The sequence below is a fragment of the Paenibacillus sp. A3 genome, from assembly GCF_001399685.1.
Lineage (GTDB): Bacteria > Bacillota > Bacilli > Paenibacillales > NBRC-103111 > Paenibacillus_G.
The window spans coordinates 1-25,160 of the sequence record NZ_JTHN01000077.1; the positions used below are offsets into that span (position 1 = coordinate 1).

The window sequence follows — 25,160 nt, forward strand, 5'->3', positions numbered from 1 at the left end:
GGAAGTAGATACCCCACCCGCTCGTACACCTCAATTTCCATCAATTGACTACTTTCTATACAAGCTCCGGGAGTCACTTTGTGGCTCCCTTTTTTGCATGGACAATTAACTCAAGGATAATAGTATGTTTACTTTGAGGCGGAACATAGCTGCTTCAGCCAGTAAATCCCCGTCGGCTACCGTTCTTTATCTGTGCCTCGACCAGACTGACGCTCGGGCTTAGGCTTAAGCTTCGCAGCGAATCGCCGCTGGCCCGGCCTTCGATTTCGGCTTTATGCTTATTTTTGCAAAATTTCCATGATCCCATCGAAAGATAAGCGTATTTCTTCGTAACAAACGATAAGCCAATCCCGTCCTCGACCCCCTATAGTCAGGATATACCCGAACGCTAAACAGGAGGCGGTTGACTCATGAGTCTGTTAACCAGGGACGAGGTTTCGTTTTATGCCGAGAACGGTTATCTGCTTCACCATAAGCAGCTGTTTTCCAAAGAGAAGCTGGAGGAGCTGACATCCATATTCGAGGAGCAGTTGGCGCAAAAGGGGAGCAAGCTGTCCGACGAGCTGGACACGCCGCATTTTCGCGACGAGCGGCTGCTGAAGTTTTTGCTTGCGGACGAGGTGCTGGACTTGGTGGAGCCGCTGATCGGTCCGAATATCGGGCTGTGGTCCAGCCATTTTATATGCAAGGATGCGTACACCGGCCGGGCGACGCCGTGGCATGAAGATTCGGCGTATTGGAACGGGCGGCTCAGCGGCTATGACAAAATCGTGACCGTCTGGCTGGCCATCGACCGCAGCAACCGCGACAATGGCTGCATGCGGGTCATTCCCGGCACGCACCGGAACGGATTTTCCGAGTATGAGCCGGTGGACGGCGGACGGAACTTGTTTTCCACGCAAATTAAACAGATCGACGACCGGAATGCGGTATACTTCGAGCTGGAACGGGGCGAATGCTCGCTGCATGATTCGCGGATTATTCACGGCGCCGCCCCGAATACGAGCCCGCACCGCCGCTGCGGCTACACGATGCGTTATTTTTCCACGGAATTGAAGGTACTGCCCGAGAAAAATCCGAATTTCAAAATATGGCTGGCGCGCGGCAAAGACATCGCAGGAAACCCGTTCGTTCCTGTATAATGGGACTATAAAATGAAAAGCGGGAGGGCCGTCATGGGACCCAAACAACCGGAGCGGTTGCGGAGCGTACACTATGTGGCGCCGAACGCTCCTTTTCATGTTTACCGCCAATCGGTTGCCGGAGGCGTCGACCTGCATTGGCATGAATTTTACGAGCTGTGCTTCGTCCGGTCCGGCCGCGGAACCAACATCGTGAACGGAGAGCCGCACGGGCTGGAACCCGGCAGTATGTTTCTGCTGACGCCAGCTGATTTTCATGAAATCGAGATTGTTTCCGGAGAAACGATGGAAATTCTCAACCTCGTGTTTCTGGAGGAAGTGTTGACGGACGAACTGCGCGAGCTGCTGTTTCCCGGGGTTCTGAAGCTGCAGGCAAGACTCGACGCTGCGGAGGCAAGCGGCATGCAGGCGGAATTTGACCGCGTCCTTGCGGAATTCAACGATCCGCGGCCGGCAGGAAGCTTGATGATTAAAGCGACGCTGGCGCGTATGCTGGTCGGGCTTGCACGGCAGTGCCGGCAGGACCGCGGGCCGTCGGATCCGGGCATTCGGGAGGCTCTACGGTCGGGGCACCCAGGCATGCAAAAAGCGCTCATGTACGTTCACCATCATTTCCGGGAAGCGCTGACGCTGGAGGAAGCCGCCCGGCAGGCGAAGCTGACGCCCAATTATTTCAGCCATACGTTCCGCAAGCTGAGCGGCATTCCGTTTCAAAGCTACCTGCAGGAATTGCGTCTGACGTTTGCCAAGTCGCTGCTGGCGGCAAGCGACCTGCCGGTGACGGAAGTGTGCCACGCTTCCGGTTTTAATACGCTGACGCATTTCGAACGGTCCTTCAAGAAAAGGTTCGGCTGTCCGCCCTCCGGCTTGCGCAAAGGCAGCCTGCATTGACGATCGCTAGGATGTTCCGGAAATAAAAACAAATGCCTAAATGAATTCTAACATTTATCTAATAATGATCTGGTACCATCATTATCATAAGGAGTCGGGAGATTTCCTGGATAAGGATGGTGTATATGGGAAACGCAAACCGAACGACGCCGGAAGCCGCTCATCATATTCCGCAGTTTTTGTCGGATGAAAACATGGAACGGCTTACGCAGATCATGTATCCGAAACAAGCGGCAGAGGGAGACTATTTGTTTTGGGAAGGGGATACGGCGGATAGGCTGTACTATGTTCACGAGGGTACGGTAAAGTTGAGCAAATCGACGGAGGACGGCAAAGCGTTCATTGTGCAAGTGGCGCAGCCTGGCGATCTGTTCGGCGAGTTCGGAAGCTGCGAACCGCAGTCTTACGGGTATGACGGCATCGTGATGGAAGATGTGTCGCTTGGCGTCATTCTGATCAAAGACTTGGAAGTCCTTATCTGGAGACACGGCGATATGGCGCTGCAGCTATTTAAATGGATGAGTCAGATGCAGCAATTCATGCAGTCCAAATTCCGGGATTTGCTGCTGTTCGGCAAAAACGGCGCGCTCGCCTCGACCTTGATCCGTTTGACTAACTCTTATGGCGAAATGGATGAACGGGGAATTCGCATCACGATCAAATTGACGCATACAGATCTGGCGAACATGATCGGTTCGACCCGGGAGGGAGTAAACCGGATGCTTAGCGAATATAAGGCGGCCGGGGCCATCGAATTGGAAAACGGAAGATTCGTGGTCACAAATCTGTCCTTCTTCCAGGCGATGGTCGGCTGCGCCGAGTGTCCGCTTAGCGTGTGCCGGATCTGACGCCGAGAACGGCCTGAACGGGCGAATAGTCGGCTTGCACGTTGGAGCACACTAAAACGGCGTGTGACTTCATCACGAAAGAGTAAGGATGATGGATGTTGAGATTATCCATTTTTCTCCTGATGCTTTTGGTCGGCGTCTGGCCGGCAGGAAGCGCATTCGGAGCGGCGCCGGAACCCTCCGCAGCAACGTCGCCCCCGGCCGGTTTGGAGGAAGAAGGCGTATATTTGTTGATCGATAAATCCGAAAACCGGCTGACCGTCATCGTGAACGGGAGAGCGGCATACAGCTTTGCCGTTGCGACGGGACGGACGAAGAACCTGACGCCGACAGGGACATTCCATATTGTGACCAAAATCGTGAAGCCGTGGTACGTACGGAAGCAAATTCCCGGAGGGGACCCGCGAAATCCGCTGGGGACGCGCTGGATGGGAATTAACGTTCCGGGTTCGGGAGGGTACCGTTACGGCATTCACGGAACGAACCGGCCGTACTCGATCGGCAGCAGCGCTTCGTCGGGCTGCGTCCGCATGCACAATCGAGACGTCGAGTGGCTGTACCGTCACATCCCGCTCGGTACGGCGGTCATCATACGGGATTGAACCGCCTTGCCGAACTTTTTTTAAAAGGATTGAATAAACACGTCGCAGATGATACATGCTACAATCAACGGTGAAAAGAGAGGTGTGGTTCCGTTGAACAGTTCAACGAGAAATACCGGGGAAGTTGCTTCCGAATCGAGATAGAAGCGGAGGGATGTGCCAAAGACACGTTAGAGTAGTACACGTACTGCGATCGTGAATGAGGTAAGACCCGAGCTTTAGGCGAGGTTCAAGGCAAATACCAAAATCATTCACCGTTGGAAAGGACTCCGCAAGGGGTCCTTTTTCCTGTTTCCCGTCCGATGGAAACGCGGATTTTTGCGGTGATTCAGCCCTTAGGGTTCAGGAAGCTTTTTGTCGTACCGGATTTCCGCTGAATCAAGCGCCGGTTTCAGGCCGCAGGGGAAGAGGTTAAGGAGGAGACAAGAACGTTTGCCGGAATGGAGGAAGCTTTATGGACCAGCGAACCGTTCGGTTTCCTAACGCCAAATGGTCGTGGACATTAATGACGGCCCGTGAGGATACCGGAATGCCCCGGGTTCGCTCCGGGGGAACTACGAAGCTGCTGCAGGGCTTTATCGTTTATTCGCTGCATCCCGAGAACGGGCAGCAAAAAATGTTTTACCGAGTCGACGAATCGGAGCTGCTGACCTTGCAAGAGGGACTGTACCCGTTTGACGACGAACAGGAGAAGCATATGTTTTCCTGCATGGACCGATGCCAGACGGCGCTGCAAGGGTTCTGCATGCTGATCGGAGAAGTGGCGCTGACGTTTTTATCACAGATGGAAGAGCTGGAATGGAAGCTGGAAGAGCTGGAAGGCCGGATGAAGCGCAGCAACGATTCAAAAGTGCTGGATGAAATTATGGATCTTCAGTATGAAGTGCTGGACTGGCACCGCATTGTTCAGCCGCTTGAAGAGTTTCACGCAGCCGCCAAAGGATGGGCGGAAGACAGCCCTTGCCACGAATACGACAACAACGAGCTGCTGCTCCAAAGGCTGCATTCCCGGCTGAACCGCTATCGCACGGAGCTGGATATCCTGCTGAATATCGACAATAATATCGCGACGTACCGGGGCAACGAAATTATGAAGACGCTCACCGTATTTTCCGTCATCTGCACCCCGGCTACCGTATTCGGCTCCATCTGGGGGATGAACTTCAAGCACATGCCCGAGCTTGAGCTGCCGTTCGGCTATGCGTTGGCCATATCCGCCATTGTCCTGTTGACCTTGTCCGTTTACTTTTGGATGCATTGGAAAGGCTGGACCGGCGATCTGTTAAAAGGGAAAAACAAAGATTCCAACATTGTTTGACGTACGCAAAAAAACGGCCCTGCGCTGCGCAGAAGGCCGTCTCTTGTTATGATCGAAGAACCGGAATCAGGCTGCAGGGTCCGGCTTGCCGAGAAACTTCCAGAATACGCCGCCGAGCAGATCCTCGATATCGCGGCGGATCTCCTCTTCCTCCAGCCGCCAGCCGCCGTCAAACAGGTCGCCGTATTTATCGCAGAGCACTTTGCCGATAATCGCGCGCGAGTGATCCCATTTGTACAAGAGCTGATCCAGAATACGGCAATCCGAATGCTGCGGAATGACGCTGCCGCCCAGCAATTCAAGCCGCATCCGCGTAATTTCCTCGATCAAACTCGGGTTGTTCAGGAACCACCAGCAGCCGAACACGAGCAGGTTGCGGTTTTTCCGCGCGGTGACGGCCAGCTCGTGCTGATTTTCCCGGGACAGCATCGTGACCAGAAACTTCACGTCCTGATACTTGCTGACGATTCGCTCTACCGCGCCGATGTCGCTTTTGCCAAGGCTGTCGCCCGCATCTTTCAGGGACGGGTTGACTTTGCGCTTCACCCCAATCATCATCGCAAACGGTATTCCTTCTTCCCGTGCAACCGGCACGATACATTCGTCGATGATGCGGACGCGCGCTGAATCTTCCGGATACGCAAAATCGTTCGGCAGCGAAACGGCCATATACAGCGGGTTCATCCGGGCAATCCAATCCTTCAGGAAGCGGCGGATTTCGGCGAGCGTACCGCCGGACAAGTCGGCGCTGACCTCATAGCCCTGCTCCTTGAGCTTGCTCCAGGAGCTGTCCCACAGATTCAGCAGCGGATCGATCCGCAGCGCAGCCAGGAAGCGGGGATCCTGGCTTGCGCCGGACTCCCATTTCCCGCGTTCGTAGGCATCGAACGGATCGTTGGTCATCACGACCGTCTTCACGTTCGCCAGCTTCAAAATGCGGTCGATGTAGTCGCTGGCGCTGACGCTGCGGAAATACGCGCGGTACTCCTCCAGGTCGCGCTTCGCCAGATCGAAGCCGAGCCGGTTTAAGACCGTGACGACGCCTCGGCACGCTTCGCTGTAGGGCGAATGGTCGATAAACAGCGTCTGCCAGATCAAATCGGCCTGCTCCTGTTTGGACAGCTGCCAGAAAGCGTCGTAAGACAAATCCGGGCGGAAACGGAACGTTTCGGCGATCAGATAATGGTACGTCAGCAGCTCGTCTACTCCCCACAGCAGCAGGTCGCCGAACGTTTCGGCAAACAGATGGGTATGAATATCGGTGACCGGGGTGGTGCGCACCGTTTCGGTCACAAAGGCGGTCAACTGCTCCTTGGTTGCAATCGTCATGATCGGTAGTCCTCCCGAAAATCGATTAATGTTCACGTGAACAATGGGTTTATTATAGCACTTATTTTTACTTTCGGATAGAGATGGGCTTATGCCCGAGCCATTTATTTTCACCGGGCATACACATAAAGGGACGATTGCAAACCTCCGGATAGGGGCGAATGCCGATGGAATTGTTCACTTCCGTGCTGCTCATTCTGATCTTGTTTATTTTGCTGCTGATCGTTTTGATGGTGCTGATCTGATGCAAACCGCCGCACGTGAACACGGACGCGGAAATAAAAGCGCAGTAAAAAACAGCCCGGGAGCCGTTTGGAAGAAACGGACCGGGCTGTTTCCGTCATGCCTTAAAACCCTTTATATTGGGGCTCCTCGTTCTCGAGCTGCTGCACGCGCGCGCTGACTTGGTCAACGATTTGCTGGGTTTGCTGCGCGCAGTTTGTGAACAACGTCTTGGCCTCTTGATTTTGCGTGCTCAGCGCGAACGTTTCCAGACTGGCTTGCGCACTTTTCAGCGAAGCCAGCGTCGTTTTCACTTGGTTTGCCACGGTCATCATTCTCACCTCCACAAACGATAATGTGCGCGATTCAGGGGATGCTAATGAATGTCAATAACTACCTGCAAATAACAATTCTTCTTTCGGCAAATAATGTACATGTCAAAGCCGCCCGTTTACGGAAGCGTTGACTACGCCTGAAGGAGTGAGACTTTTGGCCGAATGGGTACAGATTATTATCCGGTCGTTGTTTACCATTGCCATCTTGTTCTTATTAACCCGCATCCTTGGGAAGAAGCAAATTTCGCAGCTTACCTTTTTTGAATACATAACGGGCATTGTGCTCGGCGATTTGGCAGGGTTTATGTCTACCGATATTGACGCTTTTTTCATCCACGGCTTCGTTGCGATTCTCGTCTGGTTTACGATCCCGCTCATGTTCGGGCTGCTTACGCTGAAAAGCAAACGGATGCGGGACTGGTTCGAGGGCAAAGGAACGGTATTCATCAAGGAAGGCAAAATTCTCGAGGATAATTTGAAAAAAGAGCGGTACACCGCCGACGAATTGCTCGAGCAGCTCCGGGCCAAAAACGTCTTTCGGACCGCGGACGTGGAATTTGCCATTCTGGAAGCCAGCGGGGAGCTGAGCGTGCTGCTCAAAAAGGAATACCAGCCGGTCACACCTGCCCAACTGGGGATCAAGACGGGGCCGGAGAGAGAGCCGCAGACCGTCATTATCGACGGCAGCCTGATGGACGAGCCGCTGGCCACGGCCGGATTAAGCCGGGAATGGCTTTTCACCGAGTTGGAGAAAATAGGCGTAACCTTGGAGAACGTCTTTCTCGGCCAGGTGGACTCGTTCGGCGAGCTGACCGTCGATTTATACGACGACATGCTCCAAGTGCCCGCACCTGCGCAAAAACCGCTGCTGCTCGCTACGCTGAAGAAATGCGAAGCGGATTTGGCGCTGTATTCTCTCGCCGTCGAGAACCGGGGCGCGAAGCGCATGTACGAAAGGTGCACGGAGCAAACCACCCGCATCTTGAAGCAGATCGAGCCTCTGCTGAAGACATAAAAAACGTCAGGAGGAACAGCGAGCATGAGCACAAAGTCCAAAATGAAAAAGTTGACCTGGACCCAACAGGAATACCAGGAGTTCGCCAAAAAGAGAGAACCGGCGCGTCCGGTGCTCAAAAACTGCTTTCGCGCTTTTGTTGCCGGGGGGCTCATCTGTCTGATCGGGCAGTGCGTGTCGCAAGCGTTCATTTATTGGTTCGGCTTTACCGATAAAACGGCCGGAGACCCGACGGTAGCCGTGATGATCTTCCTGTCCGTCGTTCTTACCTGCTTCGGCGTATACGACAAAATCGCCCAATGGGCCGGCGCCGGCTCGGCTGTTCCCGTAACCGGGTTTGCCAATTCGATGTGCTCCGCGGCTCTTGAGCATAAAAGCGAAGGCTACGTGCTCGGTGTCGGAGGCAACATGTTCAAACTGGCAGGCCCGGTTATCGTCTACGGGACGGTATCCGCCTTTATTATCGGCATCATCCACTGGCTGTTCGGATTGGGGGTCAAATGAGATGCTGAAAGGAGCCCAAAGCTGGGAATTCAAAACGCGTCCGGTCATCCGGGGTACGGCTACGATCGTCGGACCCGACGAAGGCAACGGACCGCTCGGCAACGAGTTCGACATCGTGCACGCGGAGACGACGCTCGGGCAGGACAGCTGGGAGAAGGCCGAGAAAAAGCTGCTGGAGGAAGCGGCGAAGCTGGCGATCGAAAACGCGGGCTTGACCAAAGAGCATATCCAGTTCTATGTCGGCGGCGATCTGCTCAACCAGATCATCAGCAACAGCTTTGCGGTCCGGACGATGCAAATCCCGTATCTCGGCATCTTCGGCGCTTGCTCGACTTCGATGGAGGGGCTTGCCGTCGCATCGCTGATCGTGGATTCCGGCTTCGGCCATCATGTGATGGCCGGCACCTGCAGCCATAACTCCACGGCGGAGAAGCAATTCCGCTATCCGACGGAATACGGCTCGCAGAAGCCGCCGACCGCGCAGTATACGGTAACGGGCGGGGCTTGCGCCGTTTTGGGGAACCACGGCCCGGGACCGGTCGTGACGGGGGCGACGATCGGCCGCGTCATCGACATGGGCATCAAGGACCCGTTCAACATGGGGGCCGCGATGGCCCCGGCGGCGGTCGATACGCTGCAGGCGCATTTTCGCGATTTTCAGCGGGAGCCGGGCTACTACGATTTGATCGTGACCGGCGATTTGGCGAAGGTCGGCTATGAGATCGCCTGCGAGCTGCTGGAGAAGCACAAGGTGCCGATTCACCAAACGACTTACAAAGACTGCGGCCTGATGGTTTACGACCGGGAGAATCAGAACGTGCAGGCCGGCGGCAGCGGGTGCGCCTGCTCCGCTGTCGTTACCTACGGGCATATCTTGAAACGTATAAAAAAGGGCGAGCTGAAGCGGGTGCTGGTTGTGGCGACGGGAGCGCTGCTGTCCCCGCTTTCCTTCCAGCAAGGAGAAAGCATTCCCTGCATCGCCCATGCGGTAGCGATCGAAAGCGAGGTGCGTTAGCAATGGATTGGATGCAGTTTTTTTGGGCTTTTGTTGTCGGCGGGGCCATCTGCGTGATCGGCCAGCTGTTGATCGACGTAATGCGGCTGACGCCGGCGCATACGATGAGCGCGCTTGTCGTGGCGGGAGCGATCGTCGACGGCATTCCGATCGGCAATAAGAGCCTGTACGACCGATTTATCGAATTTGCGGGAGCCGGGGCGACCGTGCCGATTACAAGCTTCGGCAATTCGCTCGTGCACGGCGCGGTGGCCGAGCTTAAATTGCACGGCGTGGTCGGCATCATTACCGGCATCTTCGAGGTGACGAGCGCAGGCGTGTCGGCGGCCATCATCTTTTCGTTTCTTGCGGCGCTCGTATTCAGGCCGCAGGGCTGAGCGGACCTATGTCATGACCCGGCCCGTCCGAGCGCGCCCCGGCGATTTTCCGGGGCTTTTTGCATTTTGTCAAACAATTTCATCGGTTTTACACGTATACGCCGTTTTTTGTATCCTGTACAATAGGGAAATAACGTTTGCCTTTCCCAATTTGGTTTTGTTACATTTTGTTGCAATTTGGAGATATTTTCGCCATATGGAGCCATTTTTGACAACTTTATTTCCCGTTCTTACGTATATACTTTGTACGATAACTTTTCGAGGAGGCCCGGACGATGGAAACGATGATACGAGAAGATATTCAAGCCTTGAAGCGCATACAAGCGAATTTGGCATCCTGCATCCTCGGCAAAACGGACGAGATTGTACTGCTGATGACCGCCATGCTGGCAGGAGGCCATGTGCTGCTTGAGGATGTGCCCGGCACCGGCAAGACGGTGCTGATCAAAGCGCTTGCCAAATCGATCCGCGGCCAGTTTCGTCGTATTCAATGCAATCCTGACCTTCTTCCTACCGATATTACGGGGGTTTCGATTTATCATCCGAAGGACGAGGTATTTATTTTCCGTCCCGGACCGATTATGACGCATATTTTGCTGGCGGATGAAATTAACCGGGCGACGACCAAGACGCAATCGGCACTGCTCGAAGCGATGGAGGAGCGCCATGTGACGGTAGACGGGGAAACGTACGACCTGCCGAAGCCGTTTCTACTGCTGGCAACGCAAAATCCGATTGACTTCGAGGGCACGTACATTTTGCCTGAAGCCCAGCTGGACCGGTTTATGATGAAGTTCAGCCTCGGCTACCCGGATGCGGATACGGAAACGAAGATGATTTTGGCGCAAAGCGTCGTCCATCCGCTCGAAGAGCTGGAGCCGGTCGTGGACAGCGAGCAGATTTTGGCGATCCAGAAGCAGGTCAAGCAGGTGCATCTCGACGAAGCGGTAGCCGCTTATCTGGTCGCTGTCACCCGTCTGACGCGCGAGCATGGCTCGATCTATCTCGGCGCCAGCCCGCGGGCGACGCTTGCGCTCGTGCAGGCCTCCAAAGCGCTTGCACTAATTCAGGAACGGGACTATGTCATCCCGGACGATATTAAATTTTTGGTGCCGTACGTGCTCGGCCACCGGATTTTGCTGACGGCCGAAGCCCGGATTGAGGGGGCTACGGTACAATCCGTCCTGCAATCGGTCGTGCAGCAGGTGAAAGTGCCGGTACGTTGGGAGAAGTGAGCATGATGAAACCTTCCTTCGCTCACAGGCTTCCGTTCCGGCCAAGGTTCAGCCGCAAATTTTGGGCGGTGGCGACGGCATTTGCAGGAAGTCTCGGCTTCTTGCTGTTTCAGGGCGGCAAGCTCGCTTTAATGCTGTTCGTGATGATGACGATTTTAAGCGTTTATCTGCTGCTGGGGCAGTGGAGCGGCATCAAGCGGACCCAAGGGGCACGCACGCTGTCCAGCGGCGATTACGGCTCTCTGCTGCCGGCGGGCAGTTCGCTCGGCGTAACGATTCAACTGCAAATTCCGGGAATATGGCCGATCCCCTATTTGTTTATTAAGGACCGATTGCATCACAAAAGCGGGCGCGAACTAACGTTCGAAGCGACGGTCGTTCCCGACTGGCGGCGGCGCGCGGAATGGGAATACCGGACCCCGGCGATGCGCCGGGGGCGCTATACGTTCGGACAGACGGAATGCGTGACGGAGGACGTCTTCGGCTTGTTCGAGCACAAGGGCGGTCTGGAGCTGCCCCAGAGCATCGCCGTGCTGCCGCAGACCGTGCCGATCCGGGAATGGCAGCAGTACAACCAAATGATGAAAGGAACGAGCCACCACTCGTCCACGACCCGGGCCGTCCGGGAGACGACGCAGATCAACGGGGTTCGCGAATATATTTACGGAGACCGGCTCTCCCGCATTCACTGGAATGCGACCGCCAAGACCGGCACTTGGAAATCGAAGGAGTTCGAGCGCGAATCGCTGCCCAAAACGTACTTGATTCTCGACCGGGCAGGGCAAGCCTACGGGGACCCCGAGCAGTTCGAATTGGCCGTATCCGTAGCCGCGTCCTTGTTTCAGTACGGCTCGGAACGGGGGCTTGCGCTCGGGCTCGTCTCCACAGGCGCAGACGACGTCTATTTTGAGCCCAAGACCGGGCAAGCGCTGTATCAGGCGGCGCAGCAGCATTTCATCGATGTGGAGGCCGACAGCGCCCATGACATCCGCCACGTGCTCAAAACCAAAGTGCATCTGCTGGTGCCCGGCAGCTTCGTGACGCTGATCAGCCCGATGTCCGGCGAACCGATGCTGCAGGTGCTTGCTTGGCTGAAGCAGCAGCAGTTGAATCCTTGTCACCTCTGGATCGGCGCCGCCCGCGGCAAAGAAGTCTGGGTCAAGGATTTGCATGCGCGGGGCATCCCCTGCTATGCCGTAAGGCAGCTGTCGGAGCTTCCCGGGCTGTTGGGAGGTCGGAAGGGATGAAGCAGCAACGAATGTGGCTTAAGCGTCTGCTGTGGGACGAATGGCCGCACCGCTTGTCGGTGCTGTTGTCCGGCTTGATTTTGCTCCAGTTCGTGTACTGGTTCGCCAAGGAAGACGGCTTCTGGCTTTCGGAAACGGTCGTCATCGTGAAGCTGACGCTTTTGGCGGTCTTTGCGTTCGAGCATTTGACGCGGCTGCATTGGATCGTTCGCGGCGTTTTGCAGCTTGTCTCTGTTGTGGTCATCAACGTGCTCGTGCTTGAGCAATTTGAAGTGATCGAGCCGATGAAGGCGTCCAGCTTTGTGAGCTCGAAGCTGTTCTTGAACCTGTACGAGCTTACGCCGTATTTGTGGTTCGGCATGGGCGCCTGGGTCGTTTACGTAACGGTCATTTGGTGGGTGGAAGTTAAGTGGCGGGTCTATATCCTGCTGGTGGTCAGCGTGCTTGCGCTCTGCATCCGCGATTCGTTCTCGTCCATCTATCTGTGGCCGCAAGTGGCCGTGATCGTCGGCTGCGGGCTGCTGCTGCTGATTCTCAATCATTTCGCGCAGCTGCGGCGCAAAGACCCGACCGCTTGGCGGCATTTGGCGGAATATCCGGCTTCCATTGCCATGACGGTCGCCTCTTTAATCGGGGTGACGGTGCTCGCCGGATCGCTCATGCCCGAGGTCGGACCGATGCTGACCGACCCGTATACCGCTTGGCGATCGTCCCGGGGAGAGCCGATGGCTTTCACCACGGGCAAAGGCGTCACCGTGCCCCCCAGCGAGGCGATGGATTCCTCGTCGGGCTACAGCCGGAGCGATGCGAATCTGGGAGGCGGCTTCCGGTTCGACTATACGCCGGTCATGAAGGTAGAAACGGATCACCGCGCTTATTGGCGGGGCGAGACGCGTTCGCATTATACCGGCAAAGGCTGGGAGGAAAGCGACGGCGAGCGGCGCGGTCCCTGGAACGCGATCAGGCCCGAAGCGCCGCTTCCGGCGGACGCCCGGTTGGCCGGTTCCAAGGCGAAGACGGTGGAGGTGAAGCAAACCGTCACGCTGATGTCGGCGCAGCCGTATCCCGTACTGTTCGGAGCCTATTCCATCCAGAAAGTGATGGGGCTGGACGGTTCCAAAAACGGCTTCGAGTCCCTGCAATGGTCGGCTCCCCAATCCGAGATCCGCTACAGCGAGCGCCAGCCGTACCCGCAAACGTATACGATCGTGTCGCAAATGCCGGTTGTCAACGAAGAAGTGCTGCGGAAGCTGCCTCCTTTGCCGCTGAAGCAGGATATGGCGGAATTCGTCCAGCTGCCGAGCAGCGTGCCGGAGCGGGTCCGCAAGCTGGCCGCGGATTTGACGAAGGATGCGGCCACTCCATACGACAAAGCGAAGAAGCTTGAGCAATACTTGCAAACGAGCTTTCCGTATACGAACAAACCAGACCTCAGCAAGGGCCAGAGCCGCGATTTTGTCGACCGGTTCCTGTTTGAGATTAAAGAAGGCTATTGCGATTATTACTCTACCGCGATGGTGGTGCTGTCCCGCTCGATCGGGCTGCCGGCGCGCTGGGTCAAAGGCTATGCGTCAGGGACGCCGGATTTTCAGCAGCCGGAGCTGCAAGGCTTCGCCCCCAACGAGCTGCTGATGGACCCGGATGGCGGCGGGGTCTACACGGTACGCAACTCCGACGCCCACTCCTGGGTCGAGGTCTATTTCGATGGCTACGGATGGATTCCGTTTGAGCCGACGGCGGGTTTCGCGATGCCGCGCGCCGTGCTGCTGGAAGAGACGTCCGCTTCGCCAGCGGAGCCGCAACCTGCTCCGAAGCCGGACACGAAGCCGGCAGAGCCTGCCGTTGAAACGCATCATGCGGCCGCGTGGAGCATTGCCGCCGCCGTGACCCTCGTTGCCGCACTCCTGGCCTGGAAGCTGCAGGTTGTCGAGCTGCTGAAAGAACGCGCGCGCCGCCGCCGGGCTTCGCTGCTGAAGCAGAAGGTCATTGTGGAATGCGAACGCCTGCTGCGCATTTTCCGGCGCAACGGCTATGTGCGCGAGGAACACGAGACGCTGCGCGAAGCGGTGCGCCGCTGGTCCCGTCAGAGCCGATGGATGAGCGACGAGTTGGAGGCCGTGCTTCACGTATTCGAGAAGGCGAAGTACGGTAAAGCGGAGATCACGGAGGAAGACTGGAAAAAAACGAACCAAATCGTCGAACGCTTGCGTTCGCAGATGTAAATGCTAAACGATCGGCAGACCGCGCCTTTGCGGAGGGCGGTTTGCTTTTTTTGTCGCCATTTTGCAACAAAATGGACAGTTATGGTATAGTTTGACGTATACAGCCTAATGTCTTTCGAGGTGAATTCTTTGCTGAAAAAGCTGATTCCGCGTCAACAAGTCAAAACGATATTTGACATAGATCTTCAAGCGTTATGGGAGCAGGGATACCGCGGCATCATAACGGACTTGGACAATACGCTGGTAGGAGCCAAAGCGCCTCTTGCCACGCCGGAGTTGCTGGATTGGCTGAAAGTCGTGGGGCAAATCGGCTTTCAGGTCGTCATTGTGTCGAACAACCAGCGCAACCGGGTAACCAAGTTCGCCGAGCCGCTGTCCCTGCCTTTCATTTATCGCGCCCGTAAGCCGACAAGTACCGCGTTCCGGCGAGCCATGAGCATCATGAATCTGCGGGCGCAGCAGACGGTAGTCATCGGGGATCAGATGCTAACCGACGTGCTGGGAGGCAACCGGATGGGTCTTTATACCATCCTCGTCCATCCGATCTCTCTTGCGGACGAGGGCTTTTTTACGAAGGTAAACCGAAGGATCGAGAAGGCCGCATTAACTATAATGAAAAGGTAGGGAACGTATGACGGCCCACAATCAACACTCCGAAAATAACCACTGTGCGGGCTGCGGCGTAGCGCTTCAAACGGAGCAGCCGGACCAGCTCGGCTATGTCCCGGCTCAAGCGCTTGCGCGCACGCCAATCATTTGCCAGCGGTGTTTCCGCATTAAGAATTACAATGAAGCTTCGGGCATTACGCTCAATCAGGACGATTTTTTGCGGCTGCTCACCCATGTAGGGGGAACGGACTCGCTGGTCGTGAACATTGTCGATATTTTCGATTTCGAGGGCAGCATGATTTCCGGTCTGGCGCGGTTTGTCGGAACCAATCCGGTCATTCTGGTCGTGAACAAAATCGATCTGCTCCCCAAAGTGACGAACTACAACCGGATCGTGAACTGGGTGCAGAGACAGGCGAAGGAAGCGGGACTTCGGGTCGTGGAAGTCGTTCTGTGCTCGGCGAAAAAAAATATGGGCTTCGAACGGGTCATCGAAGCGTTGGAGCTGCATCGCAAAGGGCGCGACATCTATGTCGTCGGGGCGACGAACGTCGGCAAATCGACGCTCATCAACCGGCTTATTCGCGATTACAGCGATTTGGACGCCGAGCTGACGGTTTCGCAATATCCGGGCACGACGCTTGACCTTGTGCGCATTCCGCTGGACGACGGCGCCTCGATCATCGATACGCCGGGCATCGTGTACAAACATCGTCTGACGGAGCTCGTCAGCAAGAAAGATTTGATGAAGGTGATGCCGGACAGGCCGATCAAGCCGCTGGTGTTCCAATTGAACGATCAACAGACGATCTTCTTCGGCAGCTTGGCGCGCTTCGATTTCGTGCAGGGCGAACGGCAGTCGTTCACGTTCTTCGTCTCCAACGCGCTCCAGGCCCACCGGACGAAGCTGGAGCGGGCGGACGAGCTGTACGAGGAACACCGGGGCGTGCTTCTGTCGCCGCCAAGCCAGGAAGAGCTGGAGGAGCTGCCCAAGCTGACCAAGCATCCGATTCGCATTCCGAAGAACGCGAATCTGGACGTTTCGGTCTCGGGACTGGGCTGGATCAAAGTAAACGGCACCGCCGGGGCGGAACTGGTCATCCACGTCCCCAAAGGCGTGAAGGTCGCGGTTCGGGAATCGGTCATTTAGCGGAGCGGGAGGAACGGACGAGAATGAGCAAGCATAAACTGGACAGCCATACGATTTTGTACGGGGTGTTCGGCGATCCGATCCGGCATTCCAAATCGCCGATCATGCTGAACCGGGCATTCGAAGCGGCGGGCATCAATGCGGCGTACGGAGCGTTTCACATCCTGCCCGGCACATTGAAGGATGCGGTGGCCGGCATCCGGGCGCTGCAATTCCGCGGGGTCAACGTGACGATTCCGCACAAGGTCGAGGTCATGTCCTATCTGGACGAGATCGACGAAGGAGCCCGCGCCATCGGAGCGGTGAACACGATCGTCAACGAAGGCGGCCGGCTGATCGGCTACAATACCGACGGCATCGGGTATATGCGTTCGCTCCGCGAAGAGACGGGCATTTCGTTGAAGGGACGCAAGGTGCTGATGATCGGCGCAGGGGGAGCGGCGCGCGGCGTCGGCTACGCGCTGGCCCGCGAAGGCGCGGAGCATATCTATATCGCGAACCGCACGAAGGAGAAGGCGCTGGAGCTCGCTTCGTCGATGAGCGAATTCGGCAGCGTATCCGGGCACGGCCTGGACGAGATTCCAAAGCTGGCCGGAGAGGCCGCTTTGATCGTCAACAACACGCTGCTCGGCATGCATCCGAATGTAGACGAGGTGCCGATGGACATTTCGTTGATTCGCCCCGAGACGGTCGTCAGCGATCTGGTGTACAACCCGCTGATCACCCGTTTCCTGCGCGAGGCCCGCGATCAGCGCGGCGCCGTCATTCACAGCGGCCTCGGCATGTTCATTTACCAAGGCGCCTACGCGTTCGAATATTGGACCGGCCAGCCCGCTCCGATCGCCGTCATGCGCGAAGTGGTGGAGCAATCTTTTTCGGAGCAGGGGCATTAGAATTTTATAGAACTTAGGGGAGCACTTTAATAGGGGTCAGGCACGGATTTTGCAAATGGGTTGGGGGTTAGAGATGTTGCAGTACAGGGTGCTTCATGACAAGGTCATGAGCCCTGACGCCCCGGTTTGCGACTTGCGCCGAACAAGAGCTTCATGACAGCGTCATGAGGCGGCCCCTTCCCCGCAATAAATGAAAAAACGCACGACGCAACGCAGCGCACCCTGGGCATAACGTATGGAGAGAACGTCGCATGTGAGCGTGTCCCGAAGGGACGAAAGCGTTCCTACGCCGCTGTTCCTTCAACGCCGGCCCCGCAGCAGGCACGCCCCTTTCGGGTGTCCAGAGGGCGCAGCCCTTTGGGGTCCTCCCTGCCAGGGAGGATTTAGGAGGGTGCTACTTAAGGAGGAACAACAACCATGTTAACAGGCAAACAAAAACGGTATTTGCGCTCGTTGGCGCATCATATGAACCCGATCTTTCAGGTCGGCAAAGGCGGCGTAAACGATCATTTGATCCGGCACATCAGCGAGGCGCTGGAAGTCCGCGAGCTGATCAAAGTGACGGTGCTTAACAACTGTATGGAGGACCGGAGCGAAGTGGCCGAGCAGCTGGCGCAGGGCGCCGGCGCGGAGCTAGTTCAAGTGATCGGCAAAATCATCGTGCTCTACAAGGAATCCCGCGAGCATAAAACGATCGAGCTTCCGGTTTAAGCATACGGCGGTAAAAGTGGCATTTCAGCTAAAAAGAGGGGGATGCCTGATGAAGGTCGGTCTGATGGGCGGCACCTTCGATCCCGTTCATATCGGGCATTTGATTGCCGCCCAGAGCGTCTGCGAGAGGCTCGAACTCGACGAAGTATGGTTTATGCCGACGAACGTGCCTCCGCATAAAGAACAGGCGCCCGGGGCTTCCCCGCGGCAGCGGCTGGAGATGGTCGAGCTTGCCGTCGAAGGGCACCCGCACTTCCGGGCTTCGGATATGGAGCTGCGCAAAGGCGGCGTATCGTACAGCATCGAGACGGTGACGATGCTTCGGGCGCAGCATCCCGGTTATCGGTTTACTTATATTATCGGGGCCGATATGGTCCGATATTTGCCGAAGTGGTACAGGATCGACGAACTGGCCCGGCTGGTTACTTTCGCCGGACTGCAGCGGCCGGGCTACGAAACGGGCTACGAGGGGCTTCCCGATGCCATTCGGCAGGCGGTAAAGCTTGTGCCGATGCCGCAAATCGAGCTGTCGTCCACGTTAATCCGGCAGCGGCGGGCTTGGGGACGGTCGGTGCGTTATATGGTCCCGGACCGGGTAAATCATTATATCGAGGTGAACCGTTTGTATGAAGCGTGAGGAAATGATCGAATCGGTTCGCTCCCAGATGCCGGAGAAACGCTGGAACCATACGCTAGGCGTTATGGAAACGGCGGTGCGGCTGGCGGAGCGCTATGGGGCGGACCCGGAAAAGGCCGAGCTGGCCGCCATCCTTCACGATGTCTGCAAATATTGGCGCGTAGACGAACAAGCGCGCATCATCCGGGAGCATGGACTGCCTCAGGATTTGCTCGATTACGACAAAGAGCTGTGGCATGCCCACGCTGGCGCGTGGATTGCCCGGGAGCAGTACAGTGTAAGCGATGAGGAAGTACTGGACGCGATACGTTATCACACCTCGGGGCGGGCGCGGATGACGCTGCTGGACAAGGTCGTTTGCCTGGCGGATTACATGGAGCCGGGACGGGATTTCCCGGGCGTGCATAATATTCGCCAAAACGCCGAACATAGTTTAGAGAAGGCACTTATAACCGGATTTGACGGAACGATCCGTTTTTTATTGGATAAAGGCAAGCGAATTTACCCGCTGACCTTCGAAGCTCGCAACGGACTGATCCGGGAGCTGGAGGAGCGGGGAGAATCGGTATGATTCACTTACAGGAGGAAATGATATGACCATTCAACCGGATGAGCTTATGCAGCTCGTGGTCGATGCGGCCGAAGACAAGAAAGCGATGGACGTAACGGCATTGAACCTGCGCGGGATTTCTTTGATTGCGGATTACTTTGTCATTTGCCATGGTAATTCTGAAACGCAGGTGCAAGCGATCGCGACCGAGATTAAAAAACGTTCGGAAGAGCGCGGCGCACGAATTCGCGGCCTCGAAGGCATGGACACGGCCCGCTGGGTGCTTGTCGACTTGGGCGACGTCGTCGTTCACGTGTTTCACCGCGACGATCGCGAATATTACAACATCGAGCGGCTGTGGTCCGACGCGAAAGTGGTCGAACGGGTATGAGGCTGGAAGCCGGAACGATCCAACGTTTGGACGTAGCGAGGGAAGTATCGCCGCACGGCTATTTTTTGACGGACGGCGCGCAGGACGTGCTGCTCCATTACAGCGAAGCCGCCGGGGAAGTGAAGCCGGGGGAGCAGGTTGAGGTATTTTTGTTTCACGATACCGAGGATCGGCTGGCGGCGACGATGCGCAAGCCGCTCGTGACGCTCGGAGAAGTTGCGCTTCTCGAAGTGGTCGACATCCATCCGCGCTTTGGCTGCTTTCTCGAAATGGGGCTCGGGCGTCATCTGCTGCTTCCTTTTAAAGAACTGCCTGAGCTTAAAGAGCTGCGTCCCGAAGTCGGAGACCGCGTATTCGTCGTACTCGCTCACGACCGGCAAGGGCGGCTCGTCGCCAAAGTAGCCGGAGAAGACCGGCTTAAGCGGCTGTGCTTCGACGCTCCGGCAAGCTGGCGCAACACCTGGGTTGACGCCCGCGTCTATAAGCCGCTGCAAATGGGCTCGTTTGTCGTCTGCGATGGCGGCGTGGTCGGCTTCGGCGTCATCGGCTTCATTCATGCGTCCGAGAGAACCCGGCTGCTGCGTCTCGGCGAAGAGGTGAAAGTGCGCGTCACGTTCGTGCGCGAGGACGGCAACGTCAACTGCTCGATGCGCGAGCGTAAGGAAGTCGGACGCGACACCGATTCGGAGAAGCTGCTGGCTTTTCTGAAGGAGCGCCCGAATCAGGCGATGCCGTATTCGGACGAGACCCCGGCCGATTTGATCAGCCAGCGGTTCGGCATGAGCAAATCCGCCTTCAAGCGCGCGATCGGCAAGCTGATGAAGGAAGGCCTGGTTTATCAGGAAGGCAGCTGGACCTATTTGAAAAAAGAAGCGGCATCGCAGCCGGCATCCGAATGAAGGTCGTTCGGAGCCGGCCTTTGTCTGTTCGGTGAAGGAGGAGCAAGCCGTGGCTTACGAACAATTTTCGTATCTATACGACCGGCTGATGGAGGATATGCCGTATGACGATTGGCTCCGCTTTGCGCAGGAATGCTGGGACAAATTCGGGACGCCCCGAAGCGTGGTCGATCTGGGCTGCGGCACGGGCAGCATAGCGGTCCCTCTGGCGCAGCTCGGCTACGAAGTCGTCGGCATCGATCTGTCGGAGGACATGCTGTCCATGGCCAGTCAAAAAGCGGAAAGCGCCCAGCGGCACAAGCCTTTCCCTGCGGGCGGAAGCGTGATGTGGCTCCAGCAGGACATGCGCGAATGGGAGGTTGGCCGCCCGGTCGACGCGGTCATCTCGTTTTGCGATTGCTTGAACTATTTGCTGGAGGAGGAAGACATCGAGCGGACCATCAAGCAAGTATACGACGGGCTTGCTCCGGGCGGCCTGTTCGTGTTCGATATGCATACGCAGAGCCAGTTTCAGAGCTATGCAGAATCGCAGCCGTTTTTCCTGAACGACGACGACGTCGCCTACATCTGGACCTGCGATTTCGATCCGGGCCGCTGCGAAATTGAGCATGAGCTGACCTTGTTCGTGCGGGAAGGGGACACATGGGCGGAAGGGTCTGACGACGCCATTACGGAGCGGTATCACCGGATTGAGGAGCTGCATGTGCAGCGGGCGTATCCGCTCGATTGGGTGCAGGAGCGGCTGCGTGCGGCCGGATTTAGCGAGACGGCATGCTATGCCGAATTCTCGTTCGAAGCGCCGACGGATGATACGCAGCGGGCGTTTTTCGTGGCGGTAAAGCCGCGGGATTGAGCTTGAAGTCGGGGCAAACGGACGCGGGCGCTTTTCGTTAACGCGTTAAATGGATAATCAGTTGCAGCAGGCACAGGATCATCCCCCATAGCGGGAGCGACAGCATGACTCCGTTGACGAATCCTTTCATTCGGTTCATCCTCCGTAAGCTTCGAATAGAAAACATTTATTACAAAGTATGGCCAAGCTGCCGAGGATGTAACCGCGACGGGGCTGTTTCCGCTTGGTCCGGCGGTATTTTATCCGGCAGCTTCGGGAAAAACGGGGGCCCGGCTTGACACGGAGGAATCGTTTTTCATATAATGAAACCTAATTGGAGCATATATGCAAAAGGCCGTGACAAGAACTAGTAACTGCAGCGCTTTCTTTCAGAGAGCCGGTGGCGGGTGGGAACCGGTAGAAGCAGGCAGCGAACTCATCTTCGAGCCGTTTGGCCAAAAGACCGCAACCTAGCGCAAGCTTCGCCGGTCACAGCCATAAACGTACCCCGCGTTAAGGGGAGAGTGGGCCCAGGCAAAGCATGCTTGAGTCAACTAGGGTGGTACCACGGGAAATAAGCCTCTCGTCCCTAGCGTTGCGCTAGCGATGAGGGCTTTTTTGTTTGAATCGAAGGAGGTCTACACAATATGGCACAGGAAGCTAGAGAACAACAAGGGTACAATCCCTTGGCGATTGAACCGAAATGGCAGCAATATTGGGAGAAAAACAAAACGTTCAAGGTGCTGGACGACGAGAGCAAGCCGAAGTTTTACGCGCTTGACATGTTTCCGTATCCTTCCGGCGCAGGTCTTCACGTCGGGCACCCGGAAGGCTACACGGCGACGGATATCGTATCCCGTTATAAACGGCTGCGCGGCTATAACGTTCTGCATCCGATGGGATGGGACGCCTTCGGCTTGCCGGCGGAGCAGCATGCGCTCGATACGGGACAGCATCCGCGCGACATCACGTTCCGCAATATCGATAATTTCCGCAGACAGATCAAATCGCTCGGCTTCTCTTACGATTGGGACCGCGAATTCAGCACGACCGATCCCGAATATTATAAATGGACGCAATGGATTTTCGTTCAACTGTATAAAAAAGGTCTCGCCTACGTGGACGAAGTGCCGGTCAACTGGTGTCCGGCTCTCGGAACGGTGCTGGCCAACGAAGAAGTCATCGACGGCTTGAGCGAGCGCGGCGGTCATCCGGTTATCCGCAAGCCGATGCGCCAATGGGTGCTGAAGATCACCGAGTACGCGGAGCGCCTGCTGGAGGATCTTGAAGAGCTCGATTGGTCCGAAAGCATCAAGGATATGCAGCGCAACTGGATCGGCAAGTCTACGGGCGCCGAAGTGACGTTTGTCATCGACGGACACGGGAACGATAGCCTGAAAGTATTCACGACCCGTCCGGATACGCTGTTCGGGGCCACCTATTGCGTATTGGCGCCTGAGCATGAGCTCGTAGCCCGCATTACGACGCCGGAGCAAGCTCAAGCGGTGAAAGATTATCAGGAACGCGCGGCCCGCAAAAGCGACTTGGAGCGCACCGATCTTGCGAAGGAAAAAACGGGGGTCTTTACCGGGGCTTATGCGGTCAATCCGGTTAACGGCAGCAAGGTGCCGATCTGGATCGCCGACTATGTGCTTGCCGGATACGGTACAGGCGCGATCATGGCGGTACCGGGTCACGACCCGCGCGACTGGGAATTCGCGAAGCAGTTCGACCTTCCGATTGTGGAAGTGGTGCAGGGCGGCGATGTAAACAAGGAAGCGTACGCCGGTGACGGCGCGCACGTCAATTCCGAGTTCCTGAACGGCTTGAATAACGAGCAGGCCATCGCGCGAATGATCGAGCACCTCGAAGCCAATGGCCAAGGCCAAGGCAAAGTAACCTATCGTCTCCGCGACTGGCTGTTCAGCCGTCAGCGTTACTGGGGCGAGCCGATTCCGATCCTCCATCTGGAGGACGGCACGATGAAAACCGTTCCGGAAGATCAGCTGCCGCTGCTTCTGCCGGAAGTGGACGAAATCAAGCCTTCCGGCACGGGCGAATCGCCGCTTGCCAATGTGACGGATTGGGTGAACACGGTAGATCCGGAGACCGGCCTCAAAGCGCGCCGCGAGACGAACACGATGCCGCAATGGGCGGGAAGCTGCTGGTATTACCTGCGCTTTATCGATCCGAAGAACAAGGACGAGATCTGCTCCAAGGAGCTGCAGCGCAAATGGCTGCCGGTCGACCTGTACATCGGAGGCGCGGAGCATGCCGTACTTCACTTGCTGTATGCCCGTTTCTGGCACAAAGTGTTGTACGACCTCGGCGTTGTAGAAACGAAAGAGCCTTTCTACAAGCTGGTTAACCAAGGCATGATTCTCGGCGAGAACATGGAGAAAATGAGCAAATCGCGCGGCAACGTCATCAACCCGGACGAAATCGTAGGCGAGTACGGCGCCGATACGCTGCGCATGTACGAGATGTTCATGGGGCCGCTGGAAGCGACGAAGCCTTGGAACACGAACGGCGTAGAAGGCACATTCCGCTTCCTGAGCCGCGTATGGCGTTTGTTCATCGGCGAAGACGGCGGGCTGAGCGCGAAAATTACAGAAGACGGCGATGCGGGCAGCGAAGCGTTCAAACGGACCTGGCACCGCACGATTAAGAAAGTAACCGAAGACTATGAGGCGCTGCGCTTCAATACGGCGATCAGCCAGCTGATGATCTTCGTGAACGAAGCGTACAAGACAGACCGTTTGCCGAAAGCGGCGATGGAAAACTTCGTGCAAATGCTGTCTCCGATCGCACCGCACTTGGCGGAAGAGCTGTGGGAGAAGCTCGGTCATTCCGGTACCGTTGCTTATGAGGCATGGCCTGTTTACGACGAAGCGTGGACGGTCGACAACGAAGTGGAAATCGTCATCCAAGTGAACGGCAAAATCGCCGACCGCGCCACGATCGCGGCGGATGCCGATGAAGTGACGATGCAGGAGCTGGCGCTTGGCTTGGCCAAAGTCAAGGAAGCGATGGCGGGTAAAACCGTCCGCAAGGTGATTGCCGTCAAAGGCAAGCTAGTCAATATCGTCGTAGGGTAAGAAGCAGCGTCAGGAAAATAAAAAACCGCCCTCCGGAATCGGAGCACGGCGGTTCATAACGGAAAAGGACGTGAAAGCATCGCGTTCGGTTCGGCCTACGGGCTGAAAAAACGGGCTTTCACCTTTTCCACATCTTCATCGTATTTAGCGTGAGTTGTGCGGATCAGGTCGTCAAAGACCCCGCACAACTCTTTTTGCATTAGGCGAAGACCTTCTGCGGTAATGCCGCCGGGAACGGACACCCGCTGCTGCAGGGAGGCGGGCGTGAAGCCTCCGGTGGTCAGCAGCCTGCCGGTGCCGAGCGTCATCTCGGCCGCAAGCTGCGTAGCCTCCGTCTCGGAGATGCCGGTGGCGGCAACGGCGGCCTCGACGAATTTCTGCACGAAAAAGGCGAGAAACGCCGGGCCGCAGCTTGTAATGTCCGAAGAGACGCGCGTATGCTCCTCGCGGATGCGGATGGGGGCGCTAATGTGGGACAGCAGCAGCTCCAGACGTGCTTGATCCTCGTCGGTCATCCGGTCTCCGTAAATGCACAGCGTCGCGCCGCTGAGTACATAGTTGGTAATGCTTGGAATAACCTTGGCGATTTTGCAAGGGAGCAGTTCTTCCAAATGACGAATCTGCACCGGGCTTGTAATGGAAACGACGACCGTTTCGGGAGCGACAACATCCCGAATGTCGTCGATGACAGCTTTGAATTCCATAGGCTTGACGCACAGAAAAAGAAGCTGGGATCCGGCTGCGGCTTCCCTATTGGAACGGGTTGTTCGCAGGCCCGGGTAGCTTTCCGCTAACTGCTCCGCTTTGCGGGCGGTGCGATTGGTCACAACAAGCTGCTCCGGGCTGACTGCGCCGGATTGAATGAACGCTTCGATGAGAATACTGCCCATGCTGCCTGTTCCGATAAATCCTATTTGCATGACCATCCCCCCTGATTGGATTGCAGCCTTTTTCATGTATATGAGACGGAGCGTAAAACCATGCATTCGATTTTTTGATCAAGATTTGATGAAGAAACAAGGATGAAGAAACGAGGTAGAGCAATGCCGCATTTTTCGGAAAAAGCTTTGGTTCGTCTTGCCGGCCTT

At 56.5% G+C, this 25,160-nt stretch carries 25 protein-coding genes and 1 other annotated feature; of the genes, 22 read left to right on the forward strand and 3 right to left on the reverse strand.

The window, feature by feature from the left end:
- The first annotated feature begins 410 nt into the window (after positions 1-410).
- From QJ48_RS11230 to QJ48_RS11250, 5 genes are all read left to right on the forward strand, one after another.
- Entirely contained in the window at positions 411-1,142 is a 732-nt protein-coding gene (locus tag QJ48_RS11230; protein WP_054973690.1) for a phytanoyl-CoA dioxygenase family protein, read from the forward strand.
- Between the two features lie 33 nt (positions 1,143-1,175).
- Positions 1,176-2,033: an AraC family transcriptional regulator gene (locus QJ48_RS11235; RefSeq protein ID WP_054973691.1), complete on the forward strand. Its 858-nt coding sequence runs from the start codon at positions 1,176-1,178 to the stop codon at positions 2,031-2,033.
- Between the two features lie 125 nt (positions 2,034-2,158).
- A complete protein-coding gene (locus QJ48_RS11240; protein WP_054973692.1) occupies positions 2,159-2,881 on the forward strand; it encodes a Crp/Fnr family transcriptional regulator in 723 nt (240 codons plus the stop codon).
- A gap of 95 nt (positions 2,882-2,976) precedes the next feature.
- Positions 2,977-3,483, forward strand: a complete 507-nt coding sequence (locus QJ48_RS11245) for a L,D-transpeptidase (protein WP_082420466.1) — start codon at positions 2,977-2,979, stop codon at positions 3,481-3,483.
- 454 nt (positions 3,484-3,937) lie between these two features.
- Positions 3,938-4,801, forward strand: a complete 864-nt coding sequence (locus QJ48_RS11250; RefSeq protein WP_054973693.1) for a CorA family divalent cation transporter — start codon at positions 3,938-3,940, stop codon at positions 4,799-4,801.
- Between the two features lie 66 nt (positions 4,802-4,867).
- On the opposite strand, the gene QJ48_RS11255 is transcribed toward QJ48_RS11250, so the two are convergent.
- Entirely contained in the window at positions 4,868-6,130 is a 1,263-nt protein-coding gene (locus QJ48_RS11255; protein WP_054973694.1) for a glucuronate isomerase, read from the reverse strand.
- Positions 6,131-6,477: 347 nt separating this feature from the next.
- Complete coding sequence (locus QJ48_RS11260) at positions 6,478-6,684, reverse strand: DUF1657 domain-containing protein (RefSeq protein ID WP_025851366.1); 207 nt, start codon at positions 6,682-6,684, stop codon at positions 6,478-6,480.
- A gap of 148 nt (positions 6,685-6,832) precedes the next feature.
- Between QJ48_RS11260 and QJ48_RS11265 the strand changes: the two genes are divergently transcribed.
- The 17 genes from QJ48_RS11265 to leuS all read left to right on the forward strand — a co-directional run bounded on the left by QJ48_RS11265 (position 6,833) and on the right by leuS (position 24,072).
- Entirely contained in the window at positions 6,833-7,702 is an 870-nt protein-coding gene (locus QJ48_RS11265) for a DUF421 domain-containing protein (protein WP_157261596.1), read from the forward strand.
- Positions 7,703-7,726: 24 nt separating this feature from the next.
- Positions 7,727-8,206: a stage V sporulation protein AC gene (gene spoVAC / locus QJ48_RS11270; protein WP_054973696.1), complete on the forward strand. Its 480-nt coding sequence runs from the start codon at positions 7,727-7,729 to the stop codon at positions 8,204-8,206.
- 1 nt (position 8,207) lies between these two features.
- Positions 8,208-9,221 (forward strand): stage V sporulation protein AD, encoded by a 1,014-nt coding sequence (gene spoVAD, locus QJ48_RS11275; RefSeq protein WP_054973697.1) that lies wholly within the window; start codon positions 8,208-8,210, stop codon positions 9,219-9,221.
- An 11-nt stretch (positions 9,222-9,232) separates the two neighbouring features.
- Positions 9,233-9,598: a stage V sporulation protein AE gene (spoVAE, locus tag QJ48_RS11280; protein WP_054973712.1), complete on the forward strand. Its 366-nt coding sequence runs from the start codon at positions 9,233-9,235 to the stop codon at positions 9,596-9,598.
- Between the two features lie 275 nt (positions 9,599-9,873).
- Positions 9,874-10,833: a MoxR family ATPase gene (locus tag QJ48_RS11285; protein WP_054973698.1), complete on the forward strand. Its 960-nt coding sequence runs from the start codon at positions 9,874-9,876 to the stop codon at positions 10,831-10,833.
- 5 nt (positions 10,834-10,838) lie between these two features.
- Positions 10,839-12,080 (forward strand): DUF58 domain-containing protein, encoded by a 1,242-nt coding sequence (locus QJ48_RS11290; RefSeq protein WP_054973713.1) that lies wholly within the window; start codon positions 10,839-10,841, stop codon positions 12,078-12,080.
- Entirely contained in the window at positions 12,077-14,302 is a 2,226-nt protein-coding gene (locus QJ48_RS11295; RefSeq protein ID WP_054973699.1) for a transglutaminaseTgpA domain-containing protein, read from the forward strand. The genes QJ48_RS11290 and QJ48_RS11295 overlap by 4 nt, the downstream gene beginning before the upstream one ends.
- 108 nt (positions 14,303-14,410) lie before the next feature.
- The gene (locus QJ48_RS11300) at positions 14,411-14,926 is read left to right on the forward strand and encodes a YqeG family HAD IIIA-type phosphatase (RefSeq protein WP_337589621.1); all 516 of its coding nucleotides are present in this window, start codon (positions 14,411-14,413) and stop codon (positions 14,924-14,926) included.
- A gap of 7 nt (positions 14,927-14,933) precedes the next feature.
- Positions 14,934-16,061, forward strand: coding sequence for a ribosome biogenesis GTPase YqeH (gene yqeH, locus QJ48_RS11305; protein ID WP_054973701.1), 1,128 nt, complete (start codon positions 14,934-14,936; stop codon positions 16,059-16,061).
- Between the two features lie 23 nt (positions 16,062-16,084).
- A complete protein-coding gene (locus QJ48_RS11310; protein ID WP_054973702.1) occupies positions 16,085-16,954 on the forward strand; it encodes a shikimate dehydrogenase in 870 nt (289 codons plus the stop codon).
- Between the two features lie 417 nt (positions 16,955-17,371).
- Complete coding sequence (yhbY, locus tag QJ48_RS11315) at positions 17,372-17,665, forward strand: ribosome assembly RNA-binding protein YhbY (protein ID WP_054973703.1); 294 nt, start codon at positions 17,372-17,374, stop codon at positions 17,663-17,665.
- Positions 17,666-17,714: 49 nt separating this feature from the next.
- Positions 17,715-18,302 carry a nicotinate-nucleotide adenylyltransferase gene (locus QJ48_RS11320; protein ID WP_054973704.1) on the forward strand — a complete coding sequence of 196 codons (588 nt, stop codon included), beginning with the start codon at positions 17,715-17,717 and terminating at the stop codon, positions 18,300-18,302.
- Complete coding sequence (gene yqeK, locus QJ48_RS11325; RefSeq protein WP_054973705.1) at positions 18,292-18,873, forward strand: bis(5'-nucleosyl)-tetraphosphatase (symmetrical) YqeK; 582 nt, start codon at positions 18,292-18,294, stop codon at positions 18,871-18,873. The genes QJ48_RS11320 and yqeK overlap by 11 nt, the downstream gene beginning before the upstream one ends.
- Positions 18,874-18,895: 22 nt before the next feature.
- The gene (gene rsfS, locus QJ48_RS11330) at positions 18,896-19,243 is read left to right on the forward strand and encodes a ribosome silencing factor (RefSeq protein ID WP_054973706.1); all 348 of its coding nucleotides are present in this window, start codon (positions 18,896-18,898) and stop codon (positions 19,241-19,243) included.
- Positions 19,240-20,142 (forward strand): S1 RNA-binding domain-containing protein, encoded by a 903-nt coding sequence (locus QJ48_RS11335; protein ID WP_054973707.1) that lies wholly within the window; start codon positions 19,240-19,242, stop codon positions 20,140-20,142. The genes rsfS and QJ48_RS11335 overlap by 4 nt, the downstream gene beginning before the upstream one ends.
- Before the next feature lie 49 nt (positions 20,143-20,191).
- Entirely contained in the window at positions 20,192-20,995 is an 804-nt protein-coding gene (locus QJ48_RS11340; RefSeq protein ID WP_054973708.1) for a class I SAM-dependent methyltransferase, read from the forward strand.
- A gap of 327 nt (positions 20,996-21,322) precedes the next feature.
- Positions 21,323-21,568 (forward strand) — a binding site (T-box leader).
- Between the two features lie 53 nt (positions 21,569-21,621).
- Complete coding sequence (gene leuS / locus QJ48_RS11345; RefSeq protein WP_054973709.1) at positions 21,622-24,072, forward strand: leucine--tRNA ligase; 2,451 nt, start codon at positions 21,622-21,624, stop codon at positions 24,070-24,072.
- A 95-nt stretch (positions 24,073-24,167) separates the two neighbouring features.
- Here the strand turns inward: leuS and comER are convergent, their stop codons facing one another.
- A complete protein-coding gene (gene comER / locus QJ48_RS11350; protein ID WP_054973710.1) occupies positions 24,168-24,992 on the reverse strand; it encodes a late competence protein ComER in 825 nt (274 codons plus the stop codon).
- Positions 24,993-25,160: the final 168 nt, after the last annotated feature.

Excerpts from the sequence above, each read along its gene's own strand:
- QJ48_RS11285 (WP_054973698.1), top strand. The coding sequence starts at position 9,874 with ATGGAAACGATGATACGAGAAGATATTCAAGCCTTGAAGCGCATACAA.
- spoVAE (WP_054973712.1), top strand. The coding sequence starts at position 9,233 with ATGCAGTTTTTTTGGGCTTTTGTTGTCGGCGGGGCCATCTGCGTGATC.
- spoVAD (WP_054973697.1), top strand. The coding sequence starts at position 8,208 with ATGCTGAAAGGAGCCCAAAGCTGGGAATTCAAAACGCGTCCGGTCATC.
- QJ48_RS11260 (WP_025851366.1), bottom strand. The coding sequence starts at position 6,684 with ATGACCGTGGCAAACCAAGTGAAAACGACGCTGGCTTCGCTGAAAAGT.
- QJ48_RS11250 (WP_054973693.1), top strand. The coding sequence starts at position 3,938 with ATGGACCAGCGAACCGTTCGGTTTCCTAACGCCAAATGGTCGTGGACA.
- QJ48_RS11245 (WP_082420466.1), top strand. The coding sequence starts at position 2,977 with ATGTTGAGATTATCCATTTTTCTCCTGATGCTTTTGGTCGGCGTCTGG.
- QJ48_RS11255 (WP_054973694.1), bottom strand. The coding sequence starts at position 6,130 with ATGACGATTGCAACCAAGGAGCAGTTGACCGCCTTTGTGACCGAAACG.
- QJ48_RS11230 (WP_054973690.1), top strand. The coding sequence starts at position 411 with ATGAGTCTGTTAACCAGGGACGAGGTTTCGTTTTATGCCGAGAACGGT.
- rsfS (WP_054973706.1), top strand. The coding sequence starts at position 18,896 with ATGACCATTCAACCGGATGAGCTTATGCAGCTCGTGGTCGATGCGGCC.
- QJ48_RS11310 (WP_054973702.1), top strand. The coding sequence starts at position 16,085 with ATGAGCAAGCATAAACTGGACAGCCATACGATTTTGTACGGGGTGTTC.
- QJ48_RS11235 (WP_054973691.1), top strand. The coding sequence starts at position 1,176 with ATGGGACCCAAACAACCGGAGCGGTTGCGGAGCGTACACTATGTGGCG.
- QJ48_RS11295 (WP_054973699.1), top strand. The coding sequence starts at position 12,077 with ATGAAGCAGCAACGAATGTGGCTTAAGCGTCTGCTGTGGGACGAATGG.
- yqeH (WP_054973701.1), top strand. The coding sequence starts at position 14,934 with ATGACGGCCCACAATCAACACTCCGAAAATAACCACTGTGCGGGCTGC.
- leuS (WP_054973709.1), top strand. The coding sequence starts at position 21,622 with ATGGCACAGGAAGCTAGAGAACAACAAGGGTACAATCCCTTGGCGATT.
- QJ48_RS11290 (WP_054973713.1), top strand. The coding sequence starts at position 10,839 with ATGAAACCTTCCTTCGCTCACAGGCTTCCGTTCCGGCCAAGGTTCAGC.
- QJ48_RS11335 (WP_054973707.1), top strand. The coding sequence starts at position 19,240 with ATGAGGCTGGAAGCCGGAACGATCCAACGTTTGGACGTAGCGAGGGAA.
- QJ48_RS11240 (WP_054973692.1), top strand. The coding sequence starts at position 2,159 with ATGGGAAACGCAAACCGAACGACGCCGGAAGCCGCTCATCATATTCCG.
- yhbY (WP_054973703.1), top strand. The coding sequence starts at position 17,372 with ATGTTAACAGGCAAACAAAAACGGTATTTGCGCTCGTTGGCGCATCAT.
- QJ48_RS11320 (WP_054973704.1), top strand. The coding sequence starts at position 17,715 with ATGAAGGTCGGTCTGATGGGCGGCACCTTCGATCCCGTTCATATCGGG.
- comER (WP_054973710.1), bottom strand. The coding sequence starts at position 24,992 with ATGCAAATAGGATTTATCGGAACAGGCAGCATGGGCAGTATTCTCATC.
- QJ48_RS11300 (WP_337589621.1), top strand. The coding sequence starts at position 14,411 with ATGTCTTTCGAGGTGAATTCTTTGCTGAAAAAGCTGATTCCGCGTCAA.
- yqeK (WP_054973705.1), top strand. The coding sequence starts at position 18,292 with ATGAAGCGTGAGGAAATGATCGAATCGGTTCGCTCCCAGATGCCGGAG.
- spoVAC (WP_054973696.1), top strand. The coding sequence starts at position 7,727 with ATGAGCACAAAGTCCAAAATGAAAAAGTTGACCTGGACCCAACAGGAA.